The following is a 21,297-nucleotide window of genomic DNA, read 5'->3' as shown; positions in this document are numbered from 1 at the left end:
TTCTATATCAAGAAAGTGAAAACAATGTCTTGACATACGATTCCTGGGAAAGCTTGTAGCACAAGGAGAGCAGGGCTTTGTTTGAAGAGAAGTTAGTTTTAAGAAAGAGATGGACAGTGAAGGTTCTTTCTTTAAGGTAACTCACTGATACGCTTGCTCTTTTCATTTAAAAAGGAGATTTACTATGTTAAAATATTCTAAAGAAGAATTGGTCCAGTTGGGAGCAGAGATCACTACACGTGAAATTTACCAACAACCAGACGTTTGGAAAGAAGCTTTTGCAGCTTATAAGGATCAGCTGGCTGCAATTAAGGAGTTTTTAGAAGGTATTGCTGAAAAGCATAGCTATGTCAAGGTGATTTTAACAGGGGCTGGGACGTCTGCCTATGTCGGAGATACTCTTCTTCCTTACTTTACTTCGATTTATGACGAACGTGAGTGGAATTTCCGATCGATTGCAACAACGGATTTGGTCGCAGGTCCGCTCCATCATTTCCAAAAAGATGTGCCGACGGTTCTTGTGTCTTTTGCTCGCAGTGGAAATTCGCCAGAGAGTGTGGCAGCTGTGGATTTGGCAAAGGCTTTGGTTGATGATTTGTATCAAATCACGATTACTTGTGCAGCAGATGGAAAATTAGCCCAGCATGCTAAAGGGGATGAGAAAAATCTCTTGTTATTGCAACCAAGTCGTTCAAATGACGCTGGTTTTGCGATGACAAGTAGCTTTACATCGATGATGTTGACAGCTCTTTTAGTCTTTGACAAGGCAAGTGTAGAAGAAAAAGAAGAAAAATTTGCAGTCTTAGCTCGCTTGACTGAAGAAGTTTTGGGCAAGGATCAAGAAGTGCAAGATTTGGTAGAGCTTGATTTTAACCGTGTGATTTATCTAGGAGCAGGTCCATTCTTTGGTTTGGCTCATGAAGCGCAGTTGAAAATCTTGGAATTGACAGCAGGACAAGTAGCAACTATGTATGAAAGCCCAGTTGGTTTCCGTCATGGTCCGAAATCATTGATTAACGAAGAGACCGTGGTCCTTGTCTTTGGCTCAAACAATGACTATACTCGTCAGTACGACCTTGATTTGGTTAAGGAAGTGGCTGGTGATAAGATTGCTCGTAAGGTGATCTATCTCGGTGAGAAAATCGAGGACCTCGAAGGTGTTCATCAAGTGCCACTCGGCTGTGGTGGAGTCTTGACCGACATTTACCGTGTCTTCCCATACATTGCCTATGCGCAGCTCTTTGCCCTTTTGACTTCCTTGAAGGTGGAAAATAAACCAGATACGCCATCTCCAACTGGCACTGTCAATCGTGTGGTGCAGGGTGTCATTATTCATGAATTTAACAACTAAAAAATGAGATAGAAAGAGGAATTGCAGATGAAAAAATTGACCGTAACCGAAGGAAAACTCCGTCACCTTCAAAATTTGTCCGATGAAAATGGCGTGATTGGAGCGCTTGCCATTGACCAACGTGGCTCTCTTAAAAAAATGCTTGCTAGTGGCAAGATTGAAACAGGTGAAGACGGGATTGTGACCTTTAAGGAATTGATTTCAACGGAATTGACTCCTTATGCGACCTCTATCCTTTTGGATCCTGAGTATGGGGTGCCTGCAAGTAAGCTCCGTGCTGAGGGTGCTGGTTTGATTGTCGCTTATGAAAAGACTGGTTACGATGCGACAGAAGAAGGTCGATTCCCAGATTTATTGCCAAATTGGTCAGCAAAACGGATCAAAGAATTAGGAGGAGACGCTGTTAAGGTTCTTCTTTACTATGATGTAGATGACAAGCCAGAAATCAATGATGTCAAGCATGCTTGGGTAGAGCGCGTGGGTAGCGAATGTGTGGCAGAGGACATTCCTTATTTCCTTGAAATCGTGACTTATGATGCGAGTAACGAAGATGTCAAGAGTGCAGCGTATGCCAAGGTAAAACCACATAAGGTCAATGAAGCAATGCGTGTCTTTTCAGACGCTCGCTACAATGTTGACGTCTTGAAAGTAGAAGTACCTGTCAATATGAACTTTGTAGAAGGCTACACAGCAGAAGGCGTTGAAGCAGTTTATACCTTGGACGAAGCAAAAGCATTCTTCAAGGAACAAGCAGAAGTGACTCACTTGCCATTTATCTTCCTCAGTGCAGGAGTAAGTGCAGCGCTCTTCCAAGAAACGTTGAGAGTAGCCAAAGCTGCAGGTTCAAACTTCAATGGTGTGTTGTGCGGACGCGCGACTTGGAAAGACTCTGTGGATGTCTTTGCAAATGAGGGCGTGGAAGAAACTCGTGCATGGCTAGCCAGTGAAGGACGCAAAAATATCGAAGACTTGAACGCTGTTCTTCTTGAAACAGCAGTTAGCTGGAAAGAAAAAGTGGAAGTTCCTTACGAGGACGTTCGTGGATTCTAATTGACTGACTCTCAAGGGAGATTAGAGTATAAACAGACAGATAAAAAAGGGGTGTGGACGTTTGTCCTCTCTCCTTTTTGCCATAAGGAGGGTATCATGAAAGCGATTCGTGTAGATGCGTTTGGGACAATAGATGGTCAAGATGTGTATCGCTATCAGCTAGAAAATGACGCTGGTTATCGTTTGGTGGTGATGAGCTATGGAGCGACGATTTTGGAGTACCAGACGCCCGATCGGGCAGGAGATTTTGCAAATATCATCTTGGGGTATGATTCCCTAGAAGCGTATGTTGGAAATAGCCCTAAACATGGGGCTAGTATTGGACCCGTGGCAGGACGAATTGCAAAAGCTCAGTTCACCCTAGATGGAAAAACTTATGATTTAGAAGTGAACAATGCTAGTAACTGCAACCACAGTGGCTCAACTGGCTGGGATAGCAGTCATTTTCAGCTAGAGGAAAAAAGTGATCATTCTGTGACCTTTTATTTGGAAAGGCTTGATGGGACAGGCGGATTTCCGGGGAATCTCAAGATTTGGGTGACGTATGGCTTGTCTGAGGAGGGTGAGGTCGAAGTGTCTTATCAAGTGCAGACAGACCAGACTACTCTTATCAATCCGACTAACCATAGCTATTTTAATCTCAGTGGGCACACAGATCAGGTCATTGATGACCATGAGTTGACGATTTATAGCACAGGCGTCTATCCAGTGGATGAAGTGAGCTTGCCAGCTTTAGAGGTGGATAGCAAGGCAAGTTTTGTCAAAGATTTGCAGGCTGGGGTCCGTTTGGGGGCAATATTTGCTTCAGACGATCCCCAGATCGCCCTAGTAGGTGGTGGTTTGGACCATCCTTTCTTGCTGGACAAGGAGGAGCCGATCGGAGTTTGTCTTTATCATCCAGAAACAGGTCGGCAGTTGAGCGTTCGGACAGATTGTCCTGTGGCGGTGGTTTACACGGCAAATTATCCTGATAATCATGCAGAAAATCGTCCGCTTCACAATGGCATTGCCTTAGAAATGCAAGCTATTCCAAATGCCATTCATCGTCCTGAAAAAGAGCAGATTATTCTAAGAAGTGGGCAAGTCTTTATCAGTACCACGACTTATCAGGCAAGTGTGAGATAAGAGTCAGACGAGGGCTTTCTAGCACTCGTCTTTGTCTCTTGGTGCCTTTTTTGCTATAATAGGTCTATGAGTAGAATTTTAGATATGGAACAGCTAGGAGATGAGGAGTTGGTCGAGCGGACCCTTCGTCCTCAATATTTACGCGAGTATATCGGTCAGGACAAGGTCAAGAACCAGCTTCAGATTTTCATCGATGCTGCGAAATTACGAGATGAAGCCTTGGATCATGTGCTCTTGTTTGGTCCTCCGGGGCTTGGAAAGACGACCATGGCTTTTGTTATTGCCAATGAACTAGGGGTCAATCTCAAACAAACGTCAGGTCCCGTCATTGAAAAGGCTGGTGATTTGGTGGCGATTTTAAATGACCTTGAGCCAGGAGATGTCTTGTTTATTGATGAGATTCATCGCTTGCCCATGGCTGTGGAGGAGGTCCTTTACAGTGCGATGGAGGATTTTTACATCGATATTATGATTGGAGCTGGAGAGACCAGCCGTAGTGTTCATTTGGATTTGCCGCCCTTTACCTTGATTGGAGCGACCACTCGGGCAGGAATGTTGTCCAATCCCTTGCGTGCTCGTTTTGGGATTACAGGGCACATGGAGTACTATGAAGAGGCGGATTTGACGGAGATTGTTGAGCGAACAGCGGATATCTTTGAGATGGAAATTACCCACGAAGCAGCGCGGGAGTTGTCTATGCGGAGTCGTGGAACCCCTCGGATTGCCAATCGTTTACTAAAACGGGTGCGGGATTTTGCCCAGATTAAGGGCAATGGTGTGATTGATGAGACGATGACAGATCAAGCCTTGACCATGCTAGATGTGGATCATGAGGGGCTAGATTATGTGGATCAAAAAATCCTCCGCACCATGATTGAGATGTATGGCGGAGGTCCTGTCGGCTTAGGAACGCTTTCGGTCAATATCGCTGAAGAGCGAGAGACGGTCGAGGATATGTATGAACCGTATTTGATTCAAAAAGGCTTTATCATGCGGACGCGCACAGGGCGCGTGGCTACGCAGAAAGCTTATCAGCATTTGGGGATTCCTTATACAGAAAAGTAGGTGCTCATGGAAACAAAAGACATACTAGACAGTTTTTTGCAGAACGCTACTATGATGGAGATTTTAGGAATTATTCGTGAACAAAAGCTCAGTGATGGATGGCTGTGTGCAGGTAGCGTGCGCAATTTCATCTGGAATACCTTGTCTGGCTATTCAGCTTTTGATGAGGAGACAGATGTAGATGTGATTTTCTTTGATCCAGAGATTTCCTATGAAGAGACGCTTGCGATTGAGAAGTCTCTGAAAGAGCGTCATCCACGATTCCAGTGGGAAGTGAAAAATCAAGTCTATATGCATATTCATAGTCCGCATACAGAGCCTTATATGAGTTCGCAGGATGCGATGAGTAAGTACCCAGAGCAGTGTACGGCAGTGGGCTTGCGTTTGCTGGAAAATGACGAGTTAGAGCTGTTTGCGCCCTATGGTTTGGAGGATATTGTGAATTTTCGCTTGCGTCCAACTCCGCATTTTGTAGCAAATAGAGAGCGAATGGCGCTTTATAATGCACGCATTCAGAAGAAAAATTGGGATAAAAAATGGCCAAAGGTACAAAAGGATTTAGAAATTTGAGAATTTGTCTGGGTAATGAGAAATTTTAAGAAAAGTTTAAGTTAGAAGGATTATACTAAAGGCACAAGTTAAGAAGAACTTAACTTGAACTCCTAAAAACTTTTCTTTTTCATAATAATCTCCCTATGAAGCCACCCAATTCGGTGGCTTTTTTGTGTAAAAAAGAGGCTTTTTAGCCTCTAGTTTGTATAGTTGTTTAGTTTTGATTTAGTACGAGGCAACGAGTTGCAGGAATAACTGAAGTTAGGCAAGACGAGGTAACGACGTATTAAATTAAAACGAAATGCCTATATCAGAATTGTATTTATAAAGGCTAGGACATCGTTAAGTCGCTTTGATGCATCTAAGAACCTGTATTCACAGCTCAGCAACTCTATTCAGAGCTTATTTTTCGCTACTCATCCTTGTTTTTCTCGAAATATAGTCAGTATTCCTTCAAAAAACGCCTTGCTGATCGTAACATAAGCTCCCGATTAGAAGACTTCGCTTATGAATACAGGTTCTTAGTTTTATCTGCAGATCCTTGCCTTGTCCTATTCCTTTCTTAAACCACTATATAGTCAAGGCTTTACCCCAACATCTTCATTAGGAAATCTGCAATTTGGGTTGGATTTTCTTTTTTTCCTCTGGCAATCCACATTTGACAAACTCCGAAAACGGCGTTGGTCAGATAGACATGGCTGTACTCAGTCTCTATTGGGGAGAGTTTTTTGTGGTCAAATCGTTGATACAAATCTTCAGACAGCATGACCTGTAATTTATGGCGGAGAAAGGTCTGGATTTCTTTAGTGCCATTTTCAGTCAGTAGGGCAGCTAGGAGATCTTCTTGGGATAGAAAGGTAAAGACCTCGATGATGGCTTGGTGTTTGTCTTTCCAGTATTTGCCAAAAACATACTCCAGTTGATGAAAGACCTTGTCTTGATATTGCTCGATCATATCGTATTTATCGCGGTAGTGGGTATAAAAACTACTGCGGCTGATCTTAGCGGTTTGAGTCAATTTTACTGTCGTAATCTGATCAAACGACTCGTGTTTGAGAAGCTCAACCATAGCTTTTTCGATGATCCGTTTGGTCTTTTGGCGTTTATTACTTTCCATCGTTCTCTCCTTCTGCACAAAATTGAACACCGTGTCTAAAAATGGAGTTTTCCTCTTGTGAAATTTCTTAGAATGAGTATAATTCTATTATACCAAACGTTTGGACAATATGTATCAATGAGTGCTTGTAAAAAGAAGGGGGAACATATGTTTAGAGAGTGGAAAGCCATTTTCAAAAAACCGACCTTTATGATTGTCATGATTGGGATTTCCTTGATTCCAGCCTTGTATAATGTTATCTTTTTGAGTTCGATGTGGGATCCGTATGGGAAACTATCTGATTTGCCAGTAGCGGTGGTCAATAAAGACCAAAAAGCGACCTTTAATGGCAAGAACTTGACGGTAGGTAAGGACATGGTGGAAAACTTAAAGAAAAATGATTCGTTAGATTTTCACTTTGTATCTGAAGAAAAGGCAAAGGACGGTCTTGAAAAGGGGGATTACTATATGATTGTAACCCTCCCTAGTGATTTGTCGAAAAAAGCTGCGAGTATCTTGACGGAGAAACCAGAAGAGATGGTGATTGATTATCAAACATCTAGTGGACATAGCTTTATCGCAAGTAAGATGGGTGATTCTGCTATGACTTCTCTCAAGCAGACTGTGGCAAATAATATCACCAATACCTATACGACTTCCTTGTTTGAAAGTATGGATAGTCTCAAAGATGGGCTTTTAAAGGCTGCGTCAGGGAGTGGAGATTTAGCTGATGGTGGTAAGACCTTACAGGTAGGCAGTCAGACTTTGGAGGCTGGCTTACAGACCTTAGCTTCCTCAACCATGACTTTTTCAGATGGTGCGAATCAATTAAGCACAGGTCTTGGGACTTATACGCTAGGGGTGCAGCAGTTAGCGATAGGCTTAGGAAGTTTATCGACAGGTGTAGTTGCTTATACGGATGGGGTTGCGACCTTGTCTGGTGGCGTTGCGACATTCGCAGATGGTATGAAAGCCTATACCCAAGGAGTCTCTGACTTGTCAAATGGCGCTAATCAGCTCTTGAGCGGCGTTAGCGCTTATACAAAAGGAGTTGCGGACCTTTCTAGTGGCTTGATTCCTTATACGCAAGGTGTGGGTACTCTCTCAGGTGGTTTGAATCAATTTTCGGCGGGTCTATCTAGCTATACGGCAGGTGTGGCTGATTTATCAAATGGCGCGAATCAGTTGAGTGGAAATTCAGCCAGCTTGGTAGCTGGAGCAGAATCTCTTGCTGCGGGTCTTGAAACCTTGAGAAATGCGGTGGCAAATGCTGGAGTTAGCCCTGAGCAAGCTCAGCAATTAGAAGATTTAAAAGCAGCTTTGAGTGTTGTTCAAGCAGGACTTGCGCAGTCACCAGGCGCACCAGATGTGAGCGGGCTTGAAGCCAGTCTCGCTACCATTGAAAGCCATGCGAGTACGATTACAGGAAGTGCCAGTGCGGATCGCTCAGCTATTTTGCAGAATATAGCTGCAACCAGCGCTTATCAAAGTCTTTCCGCAGCGGAACAGGCAGAGATTAGTGCGGCGGTGAGTGGCTCGCCAAGTCAGGTCGAATCCTCAGCCCAAGCTATTCTTGATTTGGCTGGAGGTATCAGGGCTCAATTAGAAGACTTGGGTAATAACGGTTCCAGTGGCAATCTGCAAAAAGCCAGTCAAGTGATTGAACAGGCCAAGGGTGCGCTTTCTGGTGTAGCAGCAAGTAGCAACAATCAAGCCAATCTCCTTGCAGGGCTAGAGGATGCTAAAAATGGAGCTGATTCTCTTTTTGCAGGTCTTATGATTTACACTCAAGGGGTGTCAAGCTTAGCAGATGGTGCATCAAAACTAGCAGGAACGAATGACCAATTAACCCAAGGACTTGGGCAATTAGAAACAGGAGCAGCAACCCTTGTTTCTAATAATGACCAACTAACAACAGGTGCTAGTCAGCTAGTGACGAACAACGATACTCTCAATGCTGGTATGGGAGCCTTGCAGGCAGGTGCTAGCCAGTTAGCAGGTAAAAATGCTGAAGTAACTGGCGGTCTGGATCAATTAGTCGACGGTGCTAGCCAACTCACGAGCAAAAATGGAGAGCTTTTATCTGGTGTGAGTCAGCTGGTAAATGGCGCAAGCTTACTAGATCAAAACTCCCCAGCGCTCTTGTCTGGCTCTAGCCAATTAAGCGATGGGGCAACGCAAATCTCTGAAGGATCTAGCAAACTCGCAGATGGTGGTCAGCAGTTGACGCTAGGTCTGTCGACTCTAGTGACAGGAGCAGATAGCCTCAAAGATGGGCTTGATACGGCAGACGAAAAATTATCCACTGTATCAACTGGCAAGACAAATGCAGATGTTCTTTCCCATCCTTTGACAACGAAAAAGACCGATAAGGATCACGTTGGTCAAAATGGAGTTGGTATGGCGCCGTATATGATTTCTGTCGCTCTCTTTGTCGCAGCGATTTCAACCAATATGATTTTCAGTACCTTGCCGTCTGGTCGTGTGCCGAAAAATCGGATGGAGTGGTTGAAGAGTCGCTTAGAGGTCAATGGCGTGATTGCCCTTGTGGCAGGTGTCTTGGTCTATGGAGCAGTGCATTTGATTGGGCTTACCGCCAATCATGAGCTTGCAACTCTCTGCTTGATTCTTCTTGCAAGTAGTACCTTTATGGCAGTTGTGACCAGCCTTGTCACTTGGAATAATAGACTCGGTGCCTTTGCAGCCTTAATCTTGCTACTCTTGCAGCTCGCGTCAAGTGCGGGAACGTATCCATTGCAGTTGACGGATAAGATATTCCAAGACCTCAATCCGTGGTTGCCAATCAGCTACTCCGTATCCGGACTTCGTGAGACCATCTCGATGAGTGGGCATATCGCAGGACAAGTAACGGTTTTACTCCTTATGCTTGTCATCGCTATTGGTTTTGGCTTTGCGATTTACAAACCTCAAATGGAAAAATCATAAAAAGACCCAATTGTCAAGTTAAGTGCAACAACGTTTAACTGATACAAAGTTGAGTGTGGCATTAGGCTGTTTGGGCTAGCCCAAGCAGGGTTTTGGCAGACTGATAGCCCAATAATCTTCTTGGTCTTTGGTTGATGGCTGAGGTAGCCGTAGCTAAGCTCTCAGCTGTGATGAATTTGAGCGATTTACCTTTTGGGATAAACTCCCTAAGCAAGCCATTAAAGTTCTCATTGGTGCCTCGTTCGTGTGAGGAATAGGCATGAGCATAGTACACTTGAACCCCTTCTAATTGACTCAGAGTCGCAAACTCCGCCCCGTTATCCGCTGTGATGGATTTGATGGGGTAATCCCTAAGGAGTTGAGACACGGCTTCGTTCACAAACTCCGCCTTCTTTCCAGCCAGATAGACGGTGATCGCGTAGCGTGTCTTTCGTTCAACCAGGGTCAGGATAGAGGGCTCTCCAGCTGTTTTCAATCCAAGGACAGAGTCAATCTCCCAATGTCCAAATTCAGAACGATTATTGATTTCTTCTGGACGTTCCTCAATAGAGGTCCCAAAATGCTTCTTAGTGGATGTACGGTTCCTAGTTTTTGGTTTTAGGCGCATAGCACGAGGCAAGTCAATAGGCTTAACTGTCAGTAATCCTTGATAAATATAGGTATACATGGTTTTAGTGCTGGGAACTAGCTCATCAGGATTGTCCTGCTTATAGGCATGAATAAAGGTATCGACACTATGAATTCTTGGTTTAGCCAACATGGCCTCCGTAAAGGCGGTTAGGAAAGACTCTGAGACCTTTTCAAGTTTCAGACAGTAAACAGCCTCCCGCCTCTTTTCAGCCAGATTTTGGGCTGTCTCATCGAAATAGTCCTGAAAATAAACGAGTTTACCATTGACTTTCTTGACTTGCTGGACAGAGCCACGCTTAATCTCGCGTGAGATGCTGGAACGGTGAACGCCTATTCTACGAGCAATCTCAGCCATGGAATGACCATCAGACAACCAAGCCTGAATTTTCCCTCTCTGACCAGCTGTCAGATGCTTATAAGAACGTTTTGTGGTACAATCAGTAGTGGACATGTTTATCTATCTTTCTATACTTTGTTTCGCAACTTTAGTATATCAGATAAACATGTCTTTTTCTGTTGCACTTCATTATACAACGGGGCAAATCATAAAAAGAGCTGAAATCAGCTCTTTTTATGGTGCTCAGAGATTTGCTGTTGAAATTGGGCGAGTAAGGTCGTCTCTCCTGTCAGCTCAAGAATTTGCCTGCCTTTGTCAATCAAGTCTAGCTGGTCTTTACAGAGACCAAGCAGGACTTGTGCTAGCCCTAGCTGGTCATAGCGTTTCTGCTCCTTAGCGCTCTCAAGAGCTAGGCTTGCGACCTTTTCACATTCTTGTAGCCTGTGATGGGAGAAAAAGATAGAGGCTAGATTGAGAAAGAGACTGGTTTTCATGGATTTGACATTTGTATAGTCCTTGTATTTTTCCAAATTGAGGAGGATTCTATCTGCGATGATTTGGACGGTATCAATGGGAAAGAAAAACAAAATGGAGCCTATCTGGTGGATGTCGCTAGCATACCAGACATCGCGTTTTTCGAGTTCTTTCCAAGCAGTATTTGCTAACTCTTGTGCTCTTGAGCTAAAGGAGTGTTGCCTAACTTCTAATACAATCTTAGCTTTACGGAGAATATTTTGGATAGGAATATCGTTCTTTTCTCGTTTGAGATAGTCTTGGCAAAGGTTTTTTAGAGTTTGCAATTCATCATTGTCAACTGATGAGGTATAGTTTAAGACACGATTGACAATCGCTTGCCGTTCGCTTGGTTGATAGAAATGGCAGATATAGTCAAACTCTTCAAAGGTCATATCGAGCTGCCGCAGCAAGAACTCCATGGTTTCGTAGCTTGGTATGGAGCGATTACTTTCGAACTTAGCGAGATTTGAGCGAGAAAGCCTGTCAGCGCAAACCTCCTTTTGGGTAAGCCCCTTAGAAGTGCGAATCGACTTATAAATAGAACCAATATCCCAGCGCATAGAGAGCACCTCCTTTTTTGATGTGAAAAAAGTGGACACTTTAAACATTTATCTATATTTTATTATATCATAAAATAAAAAGGAGGCACGCAGATGAAACAAAAAACTTTGTTTAAGTTGTTTAGTTTGCTAGGGCTTCTATCCCTTATCCCATGGGAATGGTGGTGGCTTTAGAGGTTATAGGAAAGATAAGAGAGGTGAGTCCGATGTACATAGATGAAGACGCCATGAATATATTAGTTTTAATATAGAGAAAGGAGGCTGGTTACCATGTTTTTTTGAAGGAATATAACAAGTATTTCATCAGTAGATATAAAAAAGACTATCAATTTATAATTTTAAATATTAGGAGAAAACATCATGAAATTTAAACATAAATTAGTTAGTCTACTTGCAGTAACTACACTTTCTATTTCATTTTTACTGCCTGTTTTTAGTATTCAATCTGTATATGCGGCTGAGTTAAATAAGACTAGCGACAAGTATATTCCAGAAACTATTGATGAAATCCCAGATAATCAATCTGTCATTGCATTGCCAGAAGGTGGTGTTATTATTAATCGAGACGGCTCATCTGATTTCAGTGAGGAAGAAGTTACTGAAAATCAAGGTGTCGTTATGACAGCTAAAGAAGTTAAGGAACAAAATCTTAATTCAGATTTACTAGCAGGATCAGAGTTGGTAGCTATTGGAAATAACTGAGAACCAGATCCTTATGGAGCATGGTCTCGAACTTTAGGGGCAGGAAAGCGTTATATTTCTAAATATTTTAGTGGCTCAGGTTGGCGATTTGCTGGGTTGATTTTTAAACCCGCACCAGAAACAGGAGACTACTTGTATTGGACCTCAGTTGGAGATTCCGGTATAGTAGGTTCTAAAAATCAAGCAATTGCTACTTATGATAGAGAACAGCGTGGTGAAATTAGATGGGATGGATATCTAATTAATCAAGGTCAACGTACATTGATACTGACCCATGAAGGAGGTATGATGTATTATTCCTACAATCCTGCCTATAATTCTCAATATGTTGTGGATAATATAGACTAGGAGGTGTGACAATGAAGAAAAAAATTTGTATAGTAGCTCTAATAGCTCTAGGGATAGGTTGCTATGCGCATTACGCTCAGGCGAATGTTAGTGTACAAGAGCCTGAAACTGAAAACTATACGGTTTCGAATCTTATCCAACAGTTTGAAGAAACGGCTCAAAAAGATGGGGTAGCTCCTAGCGCTGAGATGGTGGATCAGTATTTTTCAGTTCTGGATGATAATGATTGTATCTTTTCTAACGGAGAAGGTGTTTGGTCTTCAGTTGATTCTTCGGGGGAACTGTTGAGTACCGGTATGTTAGATGTTCCTGGTGTTGATGAGAGCCTAGATGGGGAAGATAGTACGACCGTCAGAGAAGCAAAGGCAGCTATTAAACAACATTTTGGTTTGTAAAGTGAGAAAAATTAAAAGAACTGTATTTTGTCTCGGCTTACTATTGGAGCAGAGATAGGATACAGTGCTTTTTTGTTTGAAAATAGAGTTAGGAAGATATAGATATTTATGCTTTTTAACTTGTTTTGCTAAAATCTAAGTCCACTTAAAGTCACTCCAAGACTGCTTAAGCCTCGTCCCATTTCTTGGTTCTGTTTTGCAGTATAGGCAATTTTCTGATAGAGTTCAGCGACTTCTTTTGAGAGGTGAGTTTGCTGGCTGATATTTTTCACGGCGAGTTTTCGCAGGTCTTCTGCCAAGTGAGTGATGAGTGGGGTCATGTCCTTATTTGGGCAGACTTGGTCCTTGAATCGGCGCAAAATGGCACGTTCTGCCTCGGTAATCGTAGGATTGAGAATCAGGTTATAGGTTTCGGTAAGAATATCGTTTTCACTCATACTCTCACTCCTCTACATGGACGGTCATGGTCTTGGTATCAAGGCTAACGGTTGCCCCGATTGTGACTGTAAAGAGAGGCTGGGTGTGGGCGAAGTCCATATCATAGATGACTGGAATCGTCTTTAGGACAGGGTATTTGTCTAGGATATAAAGAAGAAGTTCTTCTGTCATTTCACATTCTTTTGGAAACCGCCCAATGAGAACTGCCTTTGGTTCTGGATAGGCTTGAAGAAGCGCCGCTAGCGCACGATCGAAGTTGAAATAATCATCTTCTTCGGCCTCTTCTAAAAAGAGAATGTAGTCCTTGTTTTGCGGTGCATAAGGCGTGCCACGTAGAAGTGAGAAGGTCGATAAATTGCCCCCTAGAGCCGTTGCCTTGGCTTGTCCGTGGTTATAGACCTTCCACTCGGTCTTGTGGAAAATCATCTCCGCATCCGGCAGATACCAAGCGTTGCTCCCCCATTCTTTGCTTGGGGTCAAGTCATAGGATGTCTGGGTCAGGGCTTTGAGCCAACTTTCTGTCTGATAGTCTTGGAGGGCTTCCATTTTAAAGCTAGAATAGGACGGCCCCATATAGGTTTTTAACCCTGTTTTGGCATAGATGGCATTGAGGAGAGCCGTCGTGTCTGAGTAGCCACAAAAAAGCTTAGGGTGATTTTTAATCAAGTCATAGTCTAGATAAGGCAAGAGTTCATTGCAGTTAAAGCCACCAATTGTAGCTAAAATCATATCCACACTATCATCTAAAAAGGCTTCGTGTAAGTCTGCTACACGGCTTTCGATACTGGCGGAGTCTAGCAGATCATGTTCATCGTAGTGGCTTGAAAAGGAGAGCTGAAAACCAAGAGCTTCCAAACGATCCTTGGCAGCACGATTGGCATCGAATCCACCGATGTGTTCAATCGATGATGATGGGCTAAGGACACGGATGTGGGCATTTTTACTGAGTTTTTTCATAATAGGACCTCCTTTGATTTCTGACCATTATACTCTTTTTAAAAAGGAAAAGCAAGGTTTTTTCAGCTTTGCCTATGGAATTGCTATTTTAAAAAGTTTTATATTGAATATTTGCCCTAGAAAATGGTAAAATAGGTTAGATATTCTAACAAAAGAGTGAATAAATGATGAAGAAACATCCAACCGTATATAAATTTTTAGGGCAGACCTTGTTGTATTTTGTAATTTTTCTGGGCCTCCTGTACTTTTTTTCCTATCTTGGACAAGGGCAAGGTGGCTTTATTTATAATGAATTTTAGAGGTGAATGGTGACACAGTTAATGATTAAGGATATGATTGAAACGATTGAGCAGTATGCGGCGATTCAGCCAGATTTTCCTGTCTATAATATCTTGGGAGAAGTCCATACTTATCGTGATTTGAAGGAAGATTCAGATAGCCTAGCTGCAAAGATTGACAGCCTTGGCTTGCCTGCAAAATCTCCTGTCGTCGTCTTTGGCGGACAAGAGTATGAAATGCTTGCGACCTTTGTCGCTTTGACCAAGTCCGGCCATGCCTATATTCCGATTGACAGCCACTCTGCCTTGGAGCGCGTGTCTGCTATTTTAGAGGTCGCAGAGCCTAGCCTGATTATCGGGATTGCGGATTTCCCATTGGATGTGGCGACGCCTAAGATGAGTTTGGCAGAAGTCAAGGACATCTTCGCACAAAAAACGGCTTATGACATCACGCATTCGGTCAAGGGAGATGACAATTACTACATCATTTTCACCTCTGGAACAACAGGTAAGCCAAAAGGGGTGCAAATTTCTCATGACAACCTGCTCAGCTTTACCAACTGGATGATTACAGACAAGGAATTTGCGACGCCAAGCCAACCCCAGATGCTGGCTCAGCCTCCCTATTCTTTTGACTTGTCCGTCATGTATTGGGCCCCAACCCTGGCTCTAGGTGGAACTCTTTTTGCCCTACCAAGCAGCATGGCGCAGGATTTCAAGCAATTATTTGCGACCATCTTAGATTTGCCGATTGCCATTTGGACCTCAACGCCATCTTTTGCGGACTTGGCGATGCTGTCTGAGGATTTCAATGCAGAAAAAATGCCACAGATTACGCATTTCTACTTTGACGGTGAGGAATTGACGGTGAAAACCGCTCAGAAACTCCGCGACCGTTTCCCGCATGCACGGATTATCAATGCCTATGGACCGACTGAAGCAACCGTTGCTTTGTCGGCAGTAGCAGTAACAGATGAGATGTTAGCAACCCTCAAACGCTTACCAATCGGCTATACCAAGGACGATTCGCCAACCTTTATCATCGATGAGGCAGGCAATAAACTACCATTTGGTGAGCAGGGAGAAATTATCGTCTCAGGGCCAGCCGTTTCAAAAGGCTATATGAACAATCCTGAAAAGACTGCCGAAGCCTTCTTTGAATTTGAAGGACTACCAGCCTATCATACAGGGGATGTGGGCTCAATGACCCCAGATGGTCTGCTTTTATACGGTGGTCGGATGGACTTCCAAATCAAGTTTAACGGCTACCGCATTGAGCTTGAAGATGTTTCCCAAAACCTCAATAAATCGCAGTATATCAAGTCAGCAGTTGCCGTTCCGCGCTACAACAAGGACCACAAGGTGCAAAATCTTCTGGCCTATGTCATCTTAAAAGAAGGGGTGCGCGAGCAGTTTGAACGCGACATCGATATTACCAAGGCTATTAAAGAAGATTTGGAAGACATCATGATGTCTTATATGATGCCATCTAAATTCCTCTACCGTGAGAGTCTTCCTTTGACGCCAAATGGCAAGATTGACATTAAAGGCTTGATTAACGAGGTAAACAACCGATGATGGACTTTCTCAAACAGCTTCCGCATTTGGAGCCTTATGGAGAACCTCAGTACTTTGTCTATCTGATTGCTGCGGTCTTGCCCATCTTTATCGGACTCTTCTTCAAGAAGCGGTTTGCTTGGTATGAGGGATTGGTCAGCCTAGCCTTTATCGTCTTTATGTTGACAGGGGATAGCCCTGCCCAACTTGCCGCTCTTTTCTTTTATGTCCTGTGGCAGCTTGTTTGGGTCTTTAGCTACAAATGGTATCGTGCGAAACAGGACAATAAATGGGTCTTTTTTCTCCATGTTCTCCTTGCCGTCCTGCCGCTAGCGCAGGTGAAGGTCACACCTGCCATTTCAGGGCACCAATCGCTCTTTGGCTTTTTAGGGATTTCCTATCTGACCTTCCGTTCAGTTGGCATGATTATAGAGATGCGTGACGGGGTTCTAAAAGACTTTCGCCTCTGGCAATTCTTACGTTTCCTGCTCTTTATGCCGACCTTCTCCAGTGGTCCGATTGACCGTTTCCGTCGGTTTGAAGAGGACTATATCAACATCCCTGAGCGTGAGGAGTTGCTCGATATGCTGGAAGTGGCTGTCCGCTATATCATGCTAGGATTTTTATATAAGTTTATTCTGGCTCATATTTTTGGCTCCATGATTTTACCGCCACTCAAGCAATACGCCTTGTCACAAGGTGGCTGGTTCAACCTGCCGAGCTTGGGTGTCATGTATGCCTTTGGTCTAGATTTATTCTTTGACTTTGCAGGCTATTCCATGTTTGCAGTGGCGATTTCCTACCTCATGGGAATTAAAAGTCCGCATAACTTTGACAAGCCTTTCTTGTCGCGTGACCTCAAGGAATTTTGGAATCGCTGGCATATCAGCTTATCATTTTGGTTCCGAGATTTTGTCTTTATGCGTTTGGTCATGGTGTTGATGAGAAACAAGGTCTTTAAAAACCGCAATACGACCTCCAGTGTGGCTTATCTGATCAATATGCTGGTCATGGGCTTCTGGCATGGAGTGACTTGGTACTATATCGCCTACGGTCTCTTTCATGGTCTGGGGCTTGTGGTCAATGATGCTTGGATTCGCAAGAAAAAAACGCTCAATAAAGAACGCAAAAAAGCGGGTCTTGCTCTCTTGCCTGACAATCGCTTTACGCAGCTTCTCGGAATCGTGGTGACTTTCCACGTTGTGATGTTGTCATTTTTAATCTTTTCTGGATTTTTAAATGACCTATGGTTTAAGAAATAAAAAGGAGTTTTCTGATGGATATTAAAGCAGAAGTAATTGAAATTATTGATGAATTGTTTATGGAAGATGTCTCAGACATGATGGATGAAGATTTGTTTGACGCTGGAGTCCTAGACAGTATGGGAACCGTAGAGTTGATTGTTGAAATCGAGTCTCGTTTTGACATCCGTGTACCTGTGTCTGAATTTGGTCGTGACGACTGGAATACGGCTAATAAAATCATCGAAGGGATTACGGAGTTGAGAAATGCTTAGGCGCCTATGGCTGATTTTAGGACCAGTCTTTTGTGCGGCCTTGATGGTGGGAGCATTTTTGCTCTTTTATCCGACAAATCTCAGCCATGATGTGGAGGTAGAAAAACGCTCAGCGGTGACCTTGACGACTCGCAGTTTCAAAGGCAGAACGCAAAAAGTTCGAGCTTTGACAGATGAGAATCATCGCTTTGTCCCATTTTTTGGCTCGAGCGAGTGGCTTCGTTTTGATAGTATGCACCCAGCAGTCCTAGCTGAGAAGTATGATCGTACCTATCGTCCTTACTTTTTAGGACAGCGTGGGGCGGCTTCTCTCAACCAATATTTTGGTATGCAGCAGATATTGCCAGAATTGGAAAATAAGACTGCTGTCTATGTTGTCTCACCCCAGTGGTTTACAAAGACCGGATATGATTCGAGTGCTTTTCAGCAGTATTTTAATAGTGATCAGCTGACGAGCTTTCTCTACCAGCAAAAAGAAGATGAGGCAGCACGCTATGCAGCAGAACGTCTTCTAGCACTTTATCCAAATGTAGCCATGAAAGATAAGGTCAAGCAGTTGGCAAATCAAGAAAGCTTTAGCAGCCTTGATAAACAGTATATCTATCTCATGGAGCGTATCAACAAACGGCAGGATCTCTTTTTCAGCAATCTGACTTCTGAAAATAATGATAATTATGAGAAAAAAGTCTTGCCAGAATTGGAGAAATTACCAGAGACATTTTCTTATCAAGAGCTTGAAAAAGTAGCGATTGAAGAAGCCAAAGAGCACACCAAAACCAATGATTTTGGGATTGATGATACCTTTTATAAGAAACGCTTGACCAAGAAACTCAAGGAATTAAAAGGATTTCAAAAGCATTTATCCTACGTTCAGTCGCCTGAATACAACGACTTACAGTTGGTCTTGAATCAATTTGCGGAGTCTAAGATCAATGTTCTCTTTGTCATTCCGCCGGTCAATGAAAAGTGGATGGACTATACGGGGCTTGATAAGGCTATGTACCAAAAAGCGGTGACAAAGATTAAATACCAGCTAGAAAGTCAAGGTTTTAGCCATATCGCTGACTTCTCAAAAGATGGTGGCAAGCCCTACTTCATGCAGGACACCATTCACATGGGCTGGCTGGGTTGGCTCGAGTTTGACAAGGTCGTTGATCCTTTTGTTTCAAATCCTAAACCCGCCCCAGCTTATCATATCAATCCAGCCTTTTTCAGCAAGGAATGGGCGAACTATGAGGGCAATGTGAGAGAATTTTCACTTCATTAAAAGTAGTCAAGTTCGACTAACAAGCGACCTTGATTTTTCGTATAAGGAGGAGTCATTTGATGATTACAGGTTCGTGTTTGTGCCGTGAGGTGAGCTATGAAGTCACAGAGCTTACATTTCCTATTGTCTTTTTGCAGAAAAGCTAGTGCAACAGCTTTTTCGGCAAATTCGGTGGTGGACTTGTCTAGCTTTACCTTGCTATCTGGTCAAGAGTCATTAGTGATCTACGAATCATCACCAGGGAAAAAGCGCTATTATTGCAAAACCTGCCATAGCCAACTCTATCATATCAAAGACGATATGCCACATAAGTTGATGTTGAAGTTGGGAACGATAGATGGCTGCGACCAAGATCTCAGTTCGTTAGCGAGAAAACACATTCATGATGAGGAAGTTCTTCCTTGGCTAGAAGAGATATAAAAAATAAGACTGAGTAGATGCTCAGTCTTATTTTTATGAGTTATCCATATGGATTATTTAGGATTTCAATGTCTCCTGTGTCAGAGGTGAGAGTGATGTTATTTCCTGACGGTTCTACCTGGTGTTCGTAGGTTTGGGTGGATTGTTTGCCGTCAAAGTCAGAGGTGAGCTCTCCTTGTTTGGTCTGAGCAAAGAGGTGAAGGTGATTGAGTTCTTTTTGGTTGAGTCTCATTTGAGTCTTGCCATCTTGAGTGGTTGCGGTATTGTTTCCCGTGAAACTTGTGTGAGAGAAGTTGATATCGCCCGTTGTTGTCTTAAATTGACTGCTTGTCAGTTGCCCTTTGAACATGGCTATCGTGTCATCTGGATTGGTGACTTTGCTCTCAAGTAGATTGCTTTGCTGGATAAAGACAGGTCCATCTTCGCCTGTAATATCAGTCTTTGAGAGGTTACTCTTAAAGATGTTTAGCTGACCACTGGATTTGATGGTGACCTGTTCAAGTGCTAATTGATTTAGCCCAATGATCCCCTGATTGACCTTGAACTCTCCTTTTTTGAAGTTTGTCTGTTCAAGATTGACATTGCCAAAATCGCTATTTGCGAACACTGTCTGGCTACTAATGTCACCGATTTTGATATCTCCTTGGAGAACAGTGGCTTTCACCTCATTAAGGGCAAGTCCTTCTGGAACTTCGATGTAGACATTATAGGCATTACGTTGATTATGTTGGATAAAGCTGACCAAAGGCGCAAAGCCACTTGAGAGTTCGAGATGGGAATCATGGTGATTCTGCTCATGAATCGAGAGTGTGCCGTCTTTTAACGTATGACGAATCTTATCTTTTTGTTTATCGGCTACAAAATAGCGGATATGGATTTGATTATCGAGGGAAGGAATGATGAGGACATGCTGGGTATCCACGTCCACGCTGACTTTTTTGAGTGTCTTGCTTTCTTTTTCCGAAATATCCTCGGTAAAGGTCACTTTTCCATAGGCTGTCTCAATGTCTTTAAAGCCCTCGTTACGAATGCCGATGGCGCTTAGCGCCATACCAAGGACAAGGGAAGCCAAGCCTGCTCCAAATACGAATGATTTCCATTTTTTCATGCTACTTTCCTCCTTCTTTGGCTAATTCCTTGAATGACTTTTAAAAGAGTCCATTTTGTCCCTTTGATGATGTAAAAGGCAGCTAGAAAGGTTAAGAGAGAAGCTCCTATGGCAAATAAGCCCAAACCAAAACCAAGGGCAAAGGCATTGCTAGATGTCGCAAGCAGTACGGTAAAGCTCTCCCAAATGAGGCTAGCACCTATCAAAAAAGTCGTAAAACTCAGTAAACAAATGGTGAAGCAAAGTGTAAAGGCAACCGCAAGAATGCCTAATAGTAAGCCGATGATGCTAGCTGCAATACCGATAGCTACGGGTATTGCCACAGGTGCTGCAAAGAGTGCTAAAATCCCAATCAAAAGAATATGTTTTCGTTGCTCAGGCTCATCGCTATTCACTTTTTCTTTTAAGAGGTCACGAAGGACATCATGGGCAGCTTCTTTAGGTGTACCCAATTCTTCAATCGCCCTTTCTTCGTTTTCTGGACCGACCTCGTCGAAATACTCGGTGAAGTAGTCAATCGCTTCTTCATAATCTTTTTGGGGTAATTTTTTCAAGTATTTTTTGAGTTGTGTTAGATATTCGTCGCGTGTCATTTTCGAATCCTCCCTTCAATAATCCCTGCAATAGTTTCCGTATGATGTTCCCACTCTAATTTTTGGACAGCAAGTTCTTCAACGCCTCCTTGGGTAATGGAGTAGTATTTGCGTTTTCTCCCTTGGTATTCCTGAGAATAAGTGGTCAAAAAGTCGTTTTTTTCCAATTTTTTCAAAATCGGATAGAGCGTGGACTCTTTGATATTTGCGATGAGCTTGATGGTCTGACTAATCTCATAGCCATAGGAATCCTCCTTTTCCACAATGGATAAGATTAGAAATTCAATCAAGGTCGATGATACGGGGAAATACATACTCTCACCTCCTTATGTATTAAAAAATTATATATAATTATTTTATATATAAATTATATACCTATTGATAGAGCTTGTCAAGAAAATATAGTCATTTCGTTTTGATTTATTATGTCGTTACTCTGCCTAACTTTAGTGATGTCTGCGACGTTGCCTCATACTAAATCAAAACGAAA

General features: G+C 43.0%; 23 protein-coding genes. 15 read left to right on the top strand and 8 right to left on the bottom strand.

Going from position 1 to position 21,297, the window contains the following annotated elements; all coding sequences use genetic code 11:
* Positions 1-184 precede the first annotated feature (184 nt).
* The 5 genes from AB1I63_07990 to AB1I63_07970 all read left to right on the top strand — a co-directional run bounded on the left by AB1I63_07990 (position 185) and on the right by AB1I63_07970 (position 5,161).
* Positions 185-1,351, top strand: a complete 1,167-nt coding sequence (locus AB1I63_07990) for an SIS domain-containing protein (GenBank protein MEW4354813.1) — start codon at positions 185-187, stop codon at positions 1,349-1,351.
* 27 nt (positions 1,352-1,378) lie between these two features.
* Complete coding sequence (gene lacD / locus AB1I63_07985) at positions 1,379-2,401, top strand: tagatose-bisphosphate aldolase (GenBank protein MEW4354812.1); 1,023 nt, start codon at positions 1,379-1,381, stop codon at positions 2,399-2,401.
* A gap of 96 nt (positions 2,402-2,497) precedes the next feature.
* Positions 2,498-3,526, top strand: coding sequence for an aldose epimerase family protein (locus tag AB1I63_07980; protein MEW4354811.1), 1,029 nt, complete (start codon positions 2,498-2,500; stop codon positions 3,524-3,526).
* A 66-nt stretch (positions 3,527-3,592) separates the two neighbouring features.
* The gene (gene ruvB, locus AB1I63_07975; GenBank protein ID MEW4354810.1) at positions 3,593-4,591 is read left to right on the top strand and encodes a Holliday junction branch migration DNA helicase RuvB; all 999 of its coding nucleotides are present in this window, start codon (positions 3,593-3,595) and stop codon (positions 4,589-4,591) included.
* Between the two features lie 6 nt (positions 4,592-4,597).
* Positions 4,598-5,161: a nucleotidyltransferase family protein gene (locus AB1I63_07970; protein MEW4354809.1), complete on the top strand. Its 564-nt coding sequence runs from the start codon at positions 4,598-4,600 to the stop codon at positions 5,159-5,161.
* Positions 5,162-5,729: 568 nt separating this feature from the next.
* Here the strand turns inward: AB1I63_07970 and AB1I63_07965 are convergent.
* Positions 5,730-6,260, bottom strand: a complete 531-nt coding sequence (locus AB1I63_07965) for a TetR-like C-terminal domain-containing protein (GenBank protein MEW4354808.1) — start codon at positions 6,258-6,260, stop codon at positions 5,730-5,732.
* Between the two features lie 147 nt (positions 6,261-6,407).
* On the opposite strand from AB1I63_07965, the gene AB1I63_07960 reads away from it, so the two are divergent.
* A complete protein-coding gene (locus tag AB1I63_07960; GenBank protein MEW4354807.1) occupies positions 6,408-9,185 on the top strand; it encodes a YhgE/Pip domain-containing protein in 2,778 nt (925 codons plus the stop codon).
* A gap of 61 nt (positions 9,186-9,246) precedes the next feature.
* Here the strand turns inward: AB1I63_07960 and AB1I63_07955 are convergent, their stop codons facing one another.
* Both AB1I63_07955 and AB1I63_07950 read right to left on the bottom strand, forming a co-directional pair.
* The gene (locus AB1I63_07955; GenBank protein MEW4354806.1) at positions 9,247-10,266 is read right to left on the bottom strand and encodes an IS30 family transposase; all 1,020 of its coding nucleotides are present in this window, start codon (positions 10,264-10,266) and stop codon (positions 9,247-9,249) included.
* Between the two features lie 110 nt (positions 10,267-10,376).
* The gene (locus tag AB1I63_07950; protein ID MEW4354805.1) at positions 10,377-11,228 is read right to left on the bottom strand and encodes a helix-turn-helix transcriptional regulator; all 852 of its coding nucleotides are present in this window, start codon (positions 11,226-11,228) and stop codon (positions 10,377-10,379) included.
* Between the two features lie 360 nt (positions 11,229-11,588).
* Here AB1I63_07950 and AB1I63_07945 point away from each other — a divergent pair, with 360 nt between their 5' ends.
* The 3 genes from AB1I63_07945 to AB1I63_07935 all read left to right on the top strand — a co-directional run bounded on the left by AB1I63_07945 (position 11,589) and on the right by AB1I63_07935 (position 12,673).
* Positions 11,589-11,930 (top strand): hypothetical protein, encoded by a 342-nt coding sequence (locus AB1I63_07945; protein ID MEW4354804.1) that lies wholly within the window; start codon positions 11,589-11,591, stop codon positions 11,928-11,930.
* 132 nt (positions 11,931-12,062) lie between these two features.
* Complete coding sequence (locus AB1I63_07940) at positions 12,063-12,278, top strand: hypothetical protein (GenBank protein ID MEW4354803.1); 216 nt, start codon at positions 12,063-12,065, stop codon at positions 12,276-12,278.
* Between the two features lie 11 nt (positions 12,279-12,289).
* On the top strand, positions 12,290-12,673 hold the full coding sequence (locus AB1I63_07935; protein MEW4354802.1) for a hypothetical protein: 384 nt from the start codon (positions 12,290-12,292) through the stop codon (positions 12,671-12,673).
* A 128-nt stretch (positions 12,674-12,801) separates the two neighbouring features.
* On the opposite strand, the gene AB1I63_07930 is transcribed toward AB1I63_07935, so the two are convergent.
* Together AB1I63_07930 and AB1I63_07925 are read right to left on the bottom strand one after the other, a co-directional pair.
* Positions 12,802-13,110: a bacteriocin immunity protein gene (locus tag AB1I63_07930; GenBank protein ID MEW4354801.1), complete on the bottom strand. Its 309-nt coding sequence runs from the start codon at positions 13,108-13,110 to the stop codon at positions 12,802-12,804.
* 4 nt (positions 13,111-13,114) lie between these two features.
* A complete protein-coding gene (locus AB1I63_07925) occupies positions 13,115-14,068 on the bottom strand; it encodes a S66 peptidase family protein (GenBank protein MEW4354800.1) in 954 nt (317 codons plus the stop codon).
* A 167-nt stretch (positions 14,069-14,235) separates the two neighbouring features.
* Here AB1I63_07925 and AB1I63_07920 point away from each other — a divergent pair, with 167 nt between their 5' ends.
* The 6 genes from AB1I63_07920 to AB1I63_07895 all read left to right on the top strand — a co-directional run bounded on the left by AB1I63_07920 (position 14,236) and on the right by AB1I63_07895 (position 19,106).
* On the top strand, positions 14,236-14,367 hold the full coding sequence (locus AB1I63_07920) for a teichoic acid D-Ala incorporation-associated protein DltX (GenBank protein ID MEW4354799.1): 132 nt from the start codon (positions 14,236-14,238) through the stop codon (positions 14,365-14,367).
* A gap of 9 nt (positions 14,368-14,376) precedes the next feature.
* Entirely contained in the window at positions 14,377-15,924 is a 1,548-nt protein-coding gene (gene dltA, locus AB1I63_07915; GenBank protein ID MEW4354798.1) for a D-alanine--poly(phosphoribitol) ligase subunit DltA, read from the top strand.
* A complete protein-coding gene (dltB, locus tag AB1I63_07910) occupies positions 15,921-17,165 on the top strand; it encodes a D-alanyl-lipoteichoic acid biosynthesis protein DltB (GenBank protein MEW4354797.1) in 1,245 nt (414 codons plus the stop codon). The genes dltA and dltB overlap by 4 nt, the downstream gene beginning before the upstream one ends.
* Positions 17,166-17,179: 14 nt before the next feature.
* Positions 17,180-17,419 (top strand): D-alanine--poly(phosphoribitol) ligase subunit DltC, encoded by a 240-nt coding sequence (dltC, locus tag AB1I63_07905; GenBank protein MEW4354796.1) that lies wholly within the window; start codon positions 17,180-17,182, stop codon positions 17,417-17,419.
* On the top strand, positions 17,412-18,686 hold the full coding sequence (gene dltD / locus AB1I63_07900) for a D-alanyl-lipoteichoic acid biosynthesis protein DltD (GenBank protein ID MEW4354795.1): 1,275 nt from the start codon (positions 17,412-17,414) through the stop codon (positions 18,684-18,686). The genes dltC and dltD overlap by 8 nt, the downstream gene beginning before the upstream one ends.
* A gap of 96 nt (positions 18,687-18,782) precedes the next feature.
* Positions 18,783-19,106, top strand: a complete 324-nt coding sequence (locus tag AB1I63_07895) for a GFA family protein (protein ID MEW4354794.1) — start codon at positions 18,783-18,785, stop codon at positions 19,104-19,106.
* A 40-nt stretch (positions 19,107-19,146) separates the two neighbouring features.
* Here AB1I63_07895 and AB1I63_07890 read toward each other — a convergent pair whose 3' ends face one another.
* From AB1I63_07890 to AB1I63_07880, 3 genes are read right to left on the bottom strand one after another with little or no spacing between them, the layout of a single operon-like run.
* Positions 19,147-20,214 carry a DUF4097 family beta strand repeat-containing protein gene (locus AB1I63_07890; protein MEW4354793.1) on the bottom strand — a complete coding sequence of 356 codons (1,068 nt, stop codon included), beginning with the start codon at positions 20,212-20,214 and terminating at the stop codon, positions 19,147-19,149.
* Positions 20,211-20,807, bottom strand: a complete 597-nt coding sequence (locus tag AB1I63_07885) for a DUF1700 domain-containing protein (protein ID MEW4354792.1) — start codon at positions 20,805-20,807, stop codon at positions 20,211-20,213. Before AB1I63_07885 ends, AB1I63_07890 begins: the two co-directional genes overlap by 4 nt.
* Positions 20,804-21,121: a PadR family transcriptional regulator gene (locus AB1I63_07880; GenBank protein MEW4354791.1), complete on the bottom strand. Its 318-nt coding sequence runs from the start codon at positions 21,119-21,121 to the stop codon at positions 20,804-20,806. Before AB1I63_07880 ends, AB1I63_07885 begins: the two co-directional genes overlap by 4 nt.
* Positions 21,122-21,297 lie beyond the last annotated feature (176 nt).

The organism is Streptococcus pneumoniae (assembly GCA_040719455.1).
Taxonomy (GTDB): domain Bacteria; phylum Bacillota; class Bacilli; order Lactobacillales; family Streptococcaceae; genus Streptococcus; species Streptococcus pneumoniae_G.
This window is presented reverse-complemented; position numbering and strand designations above follow the sequence as displayed.

Bases quoted from the DNA above. Each gene is read 5' to 3' on its own strand.
- ruvB (MEW4354810.1), top strand. From the start codon at position 3,593: ATGAGTAGAATTTTAGATATGGAACAGCTAGGAGATGAGGAGTTGGTC.
- AB1I63_07970 (MEW4354809.1), top strand. From the start codon at position 4,598: ATGGAAACAAAAGACATACTAGACAGTTTTTTGCAGAACGCTACTATG.
- AB1I63_07965 (MEW4354808.1), bottom strand. From the start codon at position 6,260: ATGGAAAGTAATAAACGCCAAAAGACCAAACGGATCATCGAAAAAGCT.
- AB1I63_07955 (MEW4354806.1), bottom strand. From the start codon at position 10,266: ATGTCCACTACTGATTGTACCACAAAACGTTCTTATAAGCATCTGACA.
- dltB (MEW4354797.1), top strand. From the start codon at position 15,921: ATGATGGACTTTCTCAAACAGCTTCCGCATTTGGAGCCTTATGGAGAA.
- AB1I63_07960 (MEW4354807.1), top strand. From the start codon at position 6,408: ATGTTTAGAGAGTGGAAAGCCATTTTCAAAAAACCGACCTTTATGATT.
- AB1I63_07880 (MEW4354791.1), bottom strand. From the start codon at position 21,121: ATGTATTTCCCCGTATCATCGACCTTGATTGAATTTCTAATCTTATCC.
- AB1I63_07920 (MEW4354799.1), top strand. From the start codon at position 14,236: ATGAAGAAACATCCAACCGTATATAAATTTTTAGGGCAGACCTTGTTG.
- AB1I63_07885 (MEW4354792.1), bottom strand. From the start codon at position 20,807: ATGACACGCGACGAATATCTAACACAACTCAAAAAATACTTGAAAAAA.
- AB1I63_07990 (MEW4354813.1), top strand. From the start codon at position 185: ATGTTAAAATATTCTAAAGAAGAATTGGTCCAGTTGGGAGCAGAGATC.
- AB1I63_07950 (MEW4354805.1), bottom strand. From the start codon at position 11,228: ATGCGCTGGGATATTGGTTCTATTTATAAGTCGATTCGCACTTCTAAG.
- AB1I63_07980 (MEW4354811.1), top strand. From the start codon at position 2,498: ATGAAAGCGATTCGTGTAGATGCGTTTGGGACAATAGATGGTCAAGAT.
- AB1I63_07890 (MEW4354793.1), bottom strand. From the start codon at position 20,214: ATGAAAAAATGGAAATCATTCGTATTTGGAGCAGGCTTGGCTTCCCTT.
- lacD (MEW4354812.1), top strand. From the start codon at position 1,379: ATGAAAAAATTGACCGTAACCGAAGGAAAACTCCGTCACCTTCAAAAT.
- AB1I63_07930 (MEW4354801.1), bottom strand. From the start codon at position 13,110: ATGAGTGAAAACGATATTCTTACCGAAACCTATAACCTGATTCTCAAT.
- AB1I63_07935 (MEW4354802.1), top strand. From the start codon at position 12,290: ATGAAGAAAAAAATTTGTATAGTAGCTCTAATAGCTCTAGGGATAGGT.
- dltD (MEW4354795.1), top strand. From the start codon at position 17,412: ATGCTTAGGCGCCTATGGCTGATTTTAGGACCAGTCTTTTGTGCGGCC.
- AB1I63_07895 (MEW4354794.1), top strand. From the start codon at position 18,783: ATGAAGTCACAGAGCTTACATTTCCTATTGTCTTTTTGCAGAAAAGCT.
- AB1I63_07945 (MEW4354804.1), top strand. From the start codon at position 11,589: ATGAAATTTAAACATAAATTAGTTAGTCTACTTGCAGTAACTACACTT.
- AB1I63_07925 (MEW4354800.1), bottom strand. From the start codon at position 14,068: ATGAAAAAACTCAGTAAAAATGCCCACATCCGTGTCCTTAGCCCATCA.
- dltC (MEW4354796.1), top strand. From the start codon at position 17,180: ATGGATATTAAAGCAGAAGTAATTGAAATTATTGATGAATTGTTTATG.